This window comes from Methylobacterium sp. WL12, assembly GCF_008039475.1.
GTDB lineage: Bacteria > Pseudomonadota > Alphaproteobacteria > Rhizobiales > Beijerinckiaceae > Methylobacterium > Methylobacterium cerastii.
This window is the reverse complement of record NZ_VRUW01000127.1, coordinates 1-9,997: the sequence shown is the minus strand read 5'-3', so window position 1 is coordinate 9,997 and position 9,997 is coordinate 1. Positions and strand designations below refer to the sequence as shown.

Here is a 9,997-nt window from a genome sequence, read left to right as displayed (position 1 = left end):
CCCCCTCGCGAGCCTGCCTGTCCGAGCGCATCGAGCTGTCGGCCGAGGGCGATAAGGGCGTGATCATCGGACATCACAGCGCCCCCCGGATCGAACCCGGATCGGCCTGACGATAGGGCGCACCGGGTTGCCCATGCTCCCGCTCGATAGCCCTCTTGAGACGGTCGAGCGCAGCCGCGAGATCTTGGTCTAGATCTGGTTGCGATCCGTGCTCGCCCATAATCAATCCCTTCACAGGGGAATCTTGTCTTTGGGCGAGTTGGGTCGGCGGTATCGCAGGCCGTGTTGTGGCCGGCGGGGTCGCGATCGGTCGGCGGACTGGCGCCGTTTTTCCCCGAGCTGCCCGGCTCCGGGCGTTGGCGCTGGCGAAGGCCTCGCGGTAGCCGGAGCCAAAGCGGAACAGCACGGGCTTGCGATGCAGGCCGACTTCCGTGGCCCGGTAGCCCGACCCCTTTAGGGGGTCGGGATCGAGGAACCCGATGGCTTTCAAGGTCGCGATGGCGCCCCGCACCCGGGCTTCCGTGAGATCGAGGGCCGCGTGATCTGTCAGGGCACGCCGATCGATGGGGAAGGCCAGCACGAGACGGGCTGGGGTGCTCCAGAAACGGCCCAGGAAGGCCGCGAGCGCCGCGGCGGCATCCCGGTTGCGGAAATCACGTAAGGCCGCTGTGAGGCGATCCTGTACGTCATGGGGCAGCTTGTACGGACCGGAGGGCGCGGACGGCGCCCACGGGCTAAGGCTCCGGCGCAAGGCCGGCATAGGCGGCACAGCCATAACGGCTGCCCGCACTTCGAATGCGTGCACGGTTCGACCCTTCTTAGGGCCGCGTTCCAGGGTCCAGGCAAAGCCTCACCGCCGACGGAATCACCATCCCGTCTTGACTCCCCAGGGGGAATTATGGCTTGTGAGAAAGGTGGGCGCTGCCCCGATCAGTCACGACCGTTTTGTTGCTCTTCTCACGAGCACTTCGGTTTTCAACGGCCTCGCCCTGCCAGGGGTGGGGCCGTTGGCTTTTCCAGGGTCTAGCTCACGGCAGTGATTTCTCCTGATGCCGGCTCACGACTCGGTTGAGGCATAGACCGGACTGGCACATGTCGGCCGGACGGAGGCGATAAGTCAAGCGGTTACGTAACAGCGCGCTCACGCAGCTTCTGCCGCCTTGCTTCCTCGAGGTAGCGGCGGAACTCATGTTCGAGATCGGCGACGAGGACCTGGCCGATCCAGCTCTCAAAGGCTTCGCCGGTCCGTGGGGGCAGAGCCGCGAAATCCCGACGTTCCGGGTCATCGTCCTGGCTTACCCACTCGTCCAGTATTTCCTGACGTTTGCGCGTCACCGTTTCCTCTAGCGAGGCACGTGCGGTGGCCTTCAGCTTGTTTCGATATCGAGCCTGCCGCTCAGCGTTCGTAAATCCCATGATCGCACCCCGTCAGGTCATGGCAGGCCTAACGGCGTTACGTGACGCGCACAAGCTTGCGCGATCTTGTGAGACCACTTTCGTCGCCATAGCCTTGTGACGAGAGCAGCCCGCAACGACACACGCCATCCTACGACGGCACGTCACTTCTCGTGACGTCAATGAAGTCATTCCGCTTTACGCAACGGGGCGCCGGGGCACGTGCTGTAGGGCCAGGCTCATCTACGGGATGCCCCGTAGGGTCGCGTAAGGGCTCGTTAACGATTTGGTGGCGCTGTGCGTCGTGTCGTGGCTCGTGGAGCCGCCCGGAGCTACGCCATGCCGGTTATCGTCATCAGCAACCCGAAAGGGGGCACGGGGAAGAGCACCACGTCTCTCGTGCTCGCAACGACGCTCGCGCGCCACGGCGCGAGCGTGACGGCGTTCGACTGCGATCCGAACCGGCACTTGGTTGCCTGGAAGGATGGGCCGACCAAGAACGGGGTGGAGATCGTCGGGCACGCCGACTCCTCGAACATCGCCCGCATGCTGAAGGCCGAGGGTGCACGTCAGCAGTTCGTGATCGCCGACCTTGAGGGCACAGCCTCGCTCATGGTTGCGTCCGCCATTTTGGCGGCCGACCTCGTGATCATTCCGATGCAGGGCTCGGCCATGGATGCATCGCAGGCCCGTAGGGCAATCAGCTTCATCGACGACCAGGCTGCCGCGGTCGGCCCCCGGCCGTACCGCGTGCTATTCACCCGCACCAAGCCTGGCTTCGCGACGCGGGATGAGCGCGTGATCCGTGAGACCCTGGTCGGCTCAGGTGTGCCTTTGTTCGGCACCGACCTCGCCGAGCGTGCCGCCTACCGTTCCATGTTCACGTTCCGGCAGAGCCTAGAAGAGATGGACCCGGCTGCTGTGAACGGGCTGGATAAGGCGATCGAGAATGCCGACGCGCTGGCCGGCGAGGTGATCGAGAACCTGCGCGCGACCCGCAAGGCAGCCTGAGGGAGAGCCGCATGAACCGTCCCATTCCCGCCGGCCTTACAGGCTTGTCCGACTTCCGCCCGGCCTCTGTGCCTGAGCATGCCCCCCCGACGGCAACCTCGAACCGCGCTATCGCAGAAGCGCACGGGTTCGTAGACCGAAACCCGCAGCCTACCATTCGGAAGCGTCGCAAGCCGACCGAAGAGCCGACCTACTCGTTCACTGCCCGCGTCAGCGTCCGGTCAGCTAACGCCTTCATCGAGTGGTGCGAGCGCGAGCGCATGTCCTATCGCGAAGGCTTCGATCGGCTCGTTGATCAGATAGGGAGGACCTGATCCGTGATCGAGGCCGCCGTCTTCATAGCGATCACCGCTGCCCTGAGCGCGGCGGCAGCCGGCGCGATCAGTCGAGCCGGTGCGTAGTGAGGGGAGGCGGGACTGCGCCCGACCTACCCTTCTAGTGCTCTGACGCCGACAAAACGTGCACAAGGCAGCGCAGTTTTCGAAGCCACAGCAGCGAGTTAGAGGATAGGCAGGTGGCCCATTCGTCGGCGTCTGTGCACTAGAACTCGCCACGGAGAACGCCGAGCTGCCCCTCCAGCTCGGAGAGGTCCAGGATCAGCTCATGGAGATAGCGGTCAACGCCGACGAGCTGCACGCGCACTGGCAAAGCTCGAAGCGGTCGGGTTCATCCGCAAGGAAGAAAATCAGCGCCGCAAGGTGCCGACAGCCGTGGTGCATAAGCTGACAATGGAGATCGATCCGTTCTCGCAGAACGATCGGCTCGAAATCGCCTAGTACAGATTGATCAATTCTCAGCATCAGGCACAATCAAACAATCATGACGCCAGAGAATTTTATTAAAAAATGGGAAAATTCGACGCTGAAAGAGCGGTCGGCGTCTCAATCCCACTTCAATGATTTATGCTCGGTACTTGATGTCGAAAACCCGATCGATGCCGATCAAAAGGGCGATTGGTATTGCTTCGAGCGCGGCGCTTCGAAGACGGCCGGCGGCGAAGGATGGGCCGATGTCTGGAAGAAGGGGCATTTCGGCTGGGAGTACAAGGGCAAGCGCAAAGACCTGAAGGCGGCCTTTGCGCAGCTTCAGCAATATGCTGTTGCCTTAGAAAATCCGCCGCTGCTCGTTGTCTCCGACATGGACCGGATCATCGTCCATACAAACTGGACCAACACGGTTTCCGAGACGCACGAAATCAAGCTTGAAGAACTCGGCAACCCGCATAAGCGCGAACTGCTTCGATGGGTGTTCCTCGATCCGAACCGGCTTAGACCCCAAAAGACGATTGATGCGCTTACACGGGAGGTCGCTGACAAGTTCGCGTCTCTTGCGATCCGGCTGCATGATCGCGGGTTCGACCCGAAGATGGTCGCGCATTTCGTCAACCGGCTGGTGTTCTGCATGTTCGCGGAGGACATCAACCTGCTGCCGCGCCAGCTATTCACCCAAATACTCGATCGCTCCCATACGCGACCGGAGCTGTCGGAAAAGCTCTTCTCGCAGCTGTTCGCGTCAATGAAGAGAGGCGGCCTGTTCGGCGTTGACGAGATCAAATGGTTCAACGGCGGCTTGTTTGATGACGCGACGGCGATTGCCCTAACGCGCGACGAACTGGAGCTTGTCGGGCAGGCGGCTGCCCTCGACTGGGCCGACATCGATCCCTCGATCTTCGGCACGCTGTTCGAACGCGGTCTCGATCCAGCCAAGCGCTCGCAGCTTGGTGCGCACTACACCGACCCCGAAAAGATCATGATGATCGTCCGGCCGGTCATCATTGATCCCCTATGGCGGGAATGGGAAGTCGTTAAGGCGTCGATCCAAAAGCCGCGCACGAGTGCCAAGCGAAAGCAGGAGCTTCTGAACGGCTTCCTGGAACGGCTGAAGACCTTCCGAGTGCTCGATCCCGCGTGCGGATCAGGCAACTTCCTCTATCTGGCCCTTCTCGCGCTGAAAGACATCGAGCATCGCGTCAACCTGGACGCGGAGGCCATGGGTTTCGGCAAGCAGCTCCCTACGGTCGGCCCGGAAGCCGTACAAGGCATCGAGCTGAACCCGTATGCCGCAGAGTTAGCCCGCGTCACAGTATGGATCGGCGAGATCCAATGGATGCGGAAAAATGGGTTCGGGGTTAGCGAAAATCCCATCCTGAAATCCCTTGAAAATATTCAATGCAAAGACGCACTACTCGATGACGAAGGCGCTGCTACTGTTTGGCCAGATGCAGATGTCATCATCGGCAACCCCCCATTTCTTGGCAGCAGAAAGATGCAGCCAGAATTAGGGCAAATATACGTTTCAAAACTAAGGGCAACGTACGGACGCGTCGTCCCTGATGGCGCTGATTTCGTATGCTTCTGGTTCTACAAGGCAGACGTCGCCTTAGGACTGAACGCAAAATATGCAGGCTTTGTGTCGACCAACTCAATTTCTGGTGGCCAAAGCAGAGAGGTGTTGAAGCCAATCTTCCGAAACAATCACGTGTTCCGCGCGTGGTCGGACGAGCCTTGGACGGTCGACGGAGCGTCAGTGAGGGTTGCGATAACCTGCTTCACACGCAAAGGCATGGAAAAACAAAGCTCTCTTGATGGCATAGAGGTAGACGAGATTTTTTCTGATCTTACTGCCAGGACAGGAACTACAGGTGCGAATTTAACGCTCGCGAATAAGCTCTCGCAAAATACAAAATCGGCGTTTCAAGGAGTCGTACCAAGAGGAAGCTTAAATAAATCAGACGCACTACGTCTTGGATTACCTTTAGCTAGTTTTGTAGTCGATTTAACTACAGCCAAAGACATGTTAGCCAAATCTGGCAATCCTAATAGGCGGCCCAACAGTGACGTTGTCGTGCCTTACCTTGTAGGTGATGAACTTGTAAATCGTCCTCTGGATCGTTTCATCATTGATTTTAATGAACTATCGGAATTTGATGCATCTATGTACGAGGCACCCTTCGCTTACATAAAAACAGTCAAGTTACATCGTGCGCAGATGAATCAACCGGAAGCTCTTCAACTCTGGTGGAGACACTGGAACCCACGACCCGCTATGCGCGCGAAACTCGCAGGATTGAAAAGGTATATAGCCACCGCACGAGTTTCAAAGCACAGAGTATTTCGTTTTGTTCCGAAAGAGGTATTACCTGACAACATGATTATCGCTGTCCCCCGTGACGACGATACAATCTTTGGTATACTACATAGCCGATTTCACGAACTTTGGTCACTACGCCTTTGTACGTTCTTAGGTGTAGGCAACGATCCTAGATACACTCCAAGTACAACATTTGAGACGTTCCCGTTTCCGGTCGGGCTAGAGCCAGATAAATCGCCGTCGGACTACGCAACAGATATCCGAGCACAGGAAATAGATAAGGCAGCAGCTCGCTTGAATGAATATCGCGAGAAGTGGCTCAACCCTTCCGAGCTTATTCTCAACAATCTAGATCCCGCACTTGGCTACCCCGTAACAATTGAACCCCGCGATACCGACGCAAAACGCGAACTTCAATCACGGACATTGACTAAGCTATACAACTCACGCCCGGAATGGTTGAACACGCTTCACAATGATCTTGATGCCGCCGTTGCTCATGCATATGGCTGGCCTGTCGATATATCTGACGACGATGCCGTACAAAGATTACTTGAACTAAATCTCGCACGATCTAAGGCTTAACTGGCATGCGCATTCGCGGATTTCTACATTCAGACGAACATAAAAAAACGACTTTGTCGCAAATAAAGGATCTCCGTAGTCGCGTACTACCTCAAGATGCCCTTCTTTGCTTTGCCTATGCAACAAATTCCGGAGCCGCTCAGTACGATATGTCGATGGGCAGCACATTTTGGAATGATGTGACAACCAGGTGGCTTTTTGGCATCGATTACGGTCGGACTCATCCTCAAGCTTTACGATTTATCGCCGGCAAGGCTAATACATCTGTCAAAGTGTTTGATGGGTCTTACGTTGTTGAAGCAGACCGTTTCATTCCTCGCCGCGACTTTCATATGAAGACTTCATTTTTCAGAAATGCGCCGACTGAAAAATACGGGATGGTATCCGGCTCCGGTAATTTCTCAAGCGGCGGTCTAATCCGAAATATTGAATGTGGGATCAGTCTCTTTGCCGCTTCCAAAGACCATTTTCGAAGGACGTTCAGGCCGTCTTATATCGACGCCCGGTCGCTTTGGGACAATGCCACCCCACTGGCAGATATAATCGATCGGTACGAAGTACTGTGGAAAAAAAATTACGAGCCGCCGCCGAAAGCAGAAGAAGCTGACGAGGATTTGGACCCTGTAGATTTCGACATATTTTGGACAGAGGCCGGCTATGTGACCCGAAATCGCGGTGACGATAAACCCGGCAATCAAATCGACCTACCTTGGCTGGTTCATAGATATTTTGGCTTTTCTACCCCCGCAGCCAAAGTTAAAAATTCGACTTTCGGAGAGATAACATACCTGACACCAACCGGTGGTCCAATTACAAGAAACTATCGGTATGGGAATAACTCAATGGAAAAGATGACATTGCCCATCCCAGAACAAACTGGTTTGGATATTTACGATGGCAAGGTAATCGTTTTTCAAAAAGGAAAAGGCGGGTTCACAATTCGCCTACTTGAAATTGAAGATTTCGACCGATCCTTTCGGGACAGACTAGTTGGGACTCACATCATGGGCAGTGGTCGAAGATACGGTTTCATTCATTAGTCCGCTGCTGGAGTCACCGAAATATGTTGACCTCGATTTGTCTTGATCGTATGTGCCTCGTCAATGAGTGAAGCACACTTTACATTAATATTCAGGGGCCCGGCTGTTGAGAACGGCGAAATCGACGTTCAAGATTTTGCGCCGGCGCTCCTGTCTATAGGTGATCTGCTGCAATCGGCAAATGAGGTCATCAACGGTTCCGCTGCTAAGGTGGCTGTTAAGGTCCGAGCCACCGCAGAAGGATCGTTCGAGGTCGACCTGTCATTATGGCAGCAACTCATCGAGTCTATATTTAATTATGCCAAGGATCACAAAGACGGTATTGCTGCTGCTCAAGAGCTCGCCGATCTCGTCCTGAAGATTGGCGGCGGTATTGGAGCCGCCGGGACGTTTGTTGGCGGCGGTTTATTTGCGTTACTTAAATGGCTTAAGGGGCGTAAGCCTGAGAAAATAGAGTATCAAGATGATGGATCGGTTACGATTCATATCGGCGATAACTATTTTATGACTAACCGCCGGACTGTAGAACTGGCTGAGAACGTTGCCGTCCGCAATCATGCGAAACGATTAGTGAGTACCCTCCAACGGGACGGGATTACATCTATTGCTGCGCGCCAGAATGATCGTCAGGAGCTTTCCCTGACACGGGAAGATATACCATCGTTCGATATCTCCGACGATCAAGATGAAGAACTCGCCGACTCTACTCGGCCTATGGTTCTGCAGATTATTTCTCTTAGCTTCAAAGAAGAGAACAAATGGCGGTTGACGGATGGGGGAGAGCCGTTCACGGCCAGCATCGAAGATACTGAATTCTTAAACAAGATATCGAATAACGAGATTTATTTCGGAAAAAATGATTGTCTTATTTGTGAAGTTAGAGAACGACAGGTCAGAAACAACAAAGGCTTGAGAAAAGAGCGTACCATCATTCGCGTCATTGAGCATAAGCCATCGCCTCGACAACTCAAGCTGGTGTAAAGCCATATCCTGGCCGCGCAAAAGGGAACCTTTATGCCTGGCGTAGCTTCACCGCAACGTCATCGGGGTGCATGATCTAGGGATTATGCACGAAAGCGAAGCCACTGAGATCGCACTTCATTATTCGTGCACGATCCCTGTGCGCGACTGAGGCATGATTTACGGCTATGCACGCGTCTCGACGGACCATCAGAGCCTTGCAGCCCAGGTCGAGCGCCTGACGGCCGAAGGCTGCTCCAAGGTCTTCCAGGAGACTGCCAGCGGGTCGCGTGCGGACCGAGCCGCGCTCCAGCGCGCGATCGGCCGCCTTGGCACCGGCGACGTGCTCATCGTCACCCGCCTCGATCGCTTGGCTCGCTCCACCCGTGACCTCCTCAACGTCCTCGAAGAGATCACGCGGCGCGGCGCAGGCTTCCGGTCGCTCGCGGATGCCTGGGCCGACACGACCACGGCGCACGGGCGGCTCATGGTCACGATCCTCGGTGGCCTCGCGGAGTTCGAGCGCGAGCTGATCCGGGCGCGGACGGGGGAGGGGCTGAGACGGGCTCGGGAACGCGGCATCCGCTCTGGCCCGAAGCCGAAGCTCACGGCGCACCAGCAGCGGGAGGCCCTGGCACGGCGGGAGGCCGGCGAGAGCTGTGCTGAGATCGGCCGGAGCTACAATGTGAGCCACAGCACCATTTCTCGGCTGAAGGCTGCCCCGTAAGGCCCGTGGACCCATTCGGCCGCTCTCTGTGCTCGCCGCGCTGCATCCCGGTCCCCGCGGCCCTGCTACGGTCCCGGCAGGCTCAGGACACCCCATGCTCACCCTCACCTCCATCATCACCCGCAGCATCCTCGTGGTTGGGACCGTGGGCGGCCTCGCTGTCCTGGCGGATGGCGCGGTGAGATCTGAGCTTGAACGGGCTGTGCGGGGCGATCTGAGCATCGTGGGGCATGCCCCGGCGCCGGTGCAGGTTGCCCGGGTGGAGGAGCGCTACATCGCGAAGGGGCTGGACCGGAGCCGGCTTGGCGCGACTGTGCGGATGGTTGGCGCCGACGAGGCGCAGTAGGCGCATCGCCTACCGTCGATCCGTGGCTTGGTGGTCCAAATCTGCCGCGGGTGACCGTCTGCAAAGGGTGGGGAGCGGACCCTACCCCTTCACCCTGAAGCGGTCATTCCGCCTTCGACCCAACCAAGTCGCCTGTTTCGCCATGGGCGCTTCCCGGAAGCAGCCCCAGGTCTGCCATAGGGCAACTTCGGCTTGAGGTGGCAATCGGACTTTGGCTTTCCGGCCCGAAGCAGACGTTCCATGTCCGACCCATTCTAGCGGCCTTACCGCCGTCGTTGATTTTTGAAAGTAGCTGTTGACCGATCGTTGGCCATCTCGGCTCGGGCTAGCAAACGGTCGTACTTCTCGTGCTGGTTGATGCGCGGCGTTGCCGCAAAAAATTCCACAAGTCACGGGTTTCGCGAACCAAGGAAAGGCATAGGAAATGCTGAGGGCGACAGACTACCCGGCTTGAGGCACGCCGACGCGCTGCTTCTTATCGTCCGTACGCTTGGCTGCATGTCGTCTAATATTTGACATTTAAAAAAACTTAGAACTGCATAAACACTCCGTGCTATTTTCGAATAACTTAGCGAATTCGGATACGGACATGATTGATGCCGCCTACGTTGGCAAATACATTCAAGAAAAACTTCCTTTTCTTAAGGCTCTACTTAAATTATTTCCGATTTGGAAAAATCTTGTCGCGAACCCTGCTGCCTTCTTCTCTGAAATAAATCATAGCGGTATTCAAAGTCTCAAGAATGCTGTCGTTTTTTGTTTCTCAAGTGCCACGCTTTTGACTGGATTAATTATATCTCTCGACTTCATTTTGGAGATAGTAATTAATAGGTACTTCAAGGA

At 56.3% G+C, this 9,997-nt stretch carries 9 protein-coding genes; 7 read left to right on the top strand and 2 right to left on the bottom strand.

The window, feature by feature from the left end:
• Positions 1–73: 73 nt before the first annotated feature.
• Together FV226_RS25730 and FV226_RS25725 are read right to left on the bottom strand one after the other, a co-directional pair.
• On the bottom strand, positions 74–805 hold the full coding sequence (locus FV226_RS25730) for a hypothetical protein (protein WP_187278857.1): 732 nt from the start codon (positions 803–805) through the stop codon (positions 74–76).
• A gap of 320 nt (positions 806–1,125) precedes the next feature.
• Positions 1,126–1,416 carry a hypothetical protein gene (locus tag FV226_RS25725; RefSeq protein ID WP_147765156.1) on the bottom strand — a complete coding sequence of 97 codons (291 nt, stop codon included), beginning with the start codon at positions 1,414–1,416 and terminating at the stop codon, positions 1,126–1,128.
• Between the two features lie 318 nt (positions 1,417–1,734).
• Here FV226_RS25725 and FV226_RS25720 point away from each other — a divergent pair, with 318 nt between their 5' ends.
• The 7 genes from FV226_RS25720 to FV226_RS28400 all read left to right on the top strand — a co-directional run.
• Complete coding sequence (locus tag FV226_RS25720) at positions 1,735–2,406, top strand: ParA family protein (protein ID WP_147765155.1); 672 nt, start codon at positions 1,735–1,737, stop codon at positions 2,404–2,406.
• Positions 2,407–3,225: 819 nt separating this feature from the next.
• The gene (locus FV226_RS25715) at positions 3,226–6,081 is read left to right on the top strand and encodes a DNA methyltransferase (RefSeq protein WP_147765154.1); all 2,856 of its coding nucleotides are present in this window, start codon (positions 3,226–3,228) and stop codon (positions 6,079–6,081) included.
• 5 nt (positions 6,082–6,086) lie between these two features.
• Positions 6,087–7,121 (top strand): hypothetical protein, encoded by a 1,035-nt coding sequence (locus tag FV226_RS25710; protein ID WP_147765153.1) that lies wholly within the window; start codon positions 6,087–6,089, stop codon positions 7,119–7,121.
• 63 nt (positions 7,122–7,184) lie between these two features.
• Entirely contained in the window at positions 7,185–8,102 is a 918-nt protein-coding gene (locus FV226_RS25705) for a hypothetical protein (RefSeq protein WP_147765152.1), read from the top strand.
• Between the two features lie 154 nt (positions 8,103–8,256).
• On the top strand, positions 8,257–8,808 hold the full coding sequence (locus FV226_RS25700) for a recombinase family protein (protein ID WP_147765151.1): 552 nt from the start codon (positions 8,257–8,259) through the stop codon (positions 8,806–8,808).
• Between the two features lie 94 nt (positions 8,809–8,902).
• On the top strand, positions 8,903–9,154 hold the full coding sequence (locus tag FV226_RS25695) for a hypothetical protein (protein WP_147765150.1): 252 nt from the start codon (positions 8,903–8,905) through the stop codon (positions 9,152–9,154).
• Between the two features lie 589 nt (positions 9,155–9,743).
• Positions 9,744–9,997 (top strand): hypothetical protein (locus FV226_RS28400; protein WP_210246552.1); only part of this gene is annotated, 254 nt, incomplete at its 3' end.

Coding starts and splice junctions, on each gene's coding strand:
- FV226_RS25720 (WP_147765155.1), top strand. CDS start 1,735: ATGCCGGTTATCGTCATCAGCAACCCGAAAGGGGGCACGGGGAAGAGC.
- FV226_RS25710 (WP_147765153.1), top strand. CDS start 6,087: ATGCGCATTCGCGGATTTCTACATTCAGACGAACATAAAAAAACGACT.
- FV226_RS25700 (WP_147765151.1), top strand. CDS start 8,257: ATGATTTACGGCTATGCACGCGTCTCGACGGACCATCAGAGCCTTGCA.
- FV226_RS25715 (WP_147765154.1), top strand. CDS start 3,226: ATGACGCCAGAGAATTTTATTAAAAAATGGGAAAATTCGACGCTGAAA.
- FV226_RS25695 (WP_147765150.1), top strand. CDS start 8,903: ATGCTCACCCTCACCTCCATCATCACCCGCAGCATCCTCGTGGTTGGG.
- FV226_RS25705 (WP_147765152.1), top strand. CDS start 7,185: ATGAGTGAAGCACACTTTACATTAATATTCAGGGGCCCGGCTGTTGAG.
- FV226_RS25725 (WP_147765156.1), bottom strand. CDS start 1,416: ATGGGATTTACGAACGCTGAGCGGCAGGCTCGATATCGAAACAAGCTG.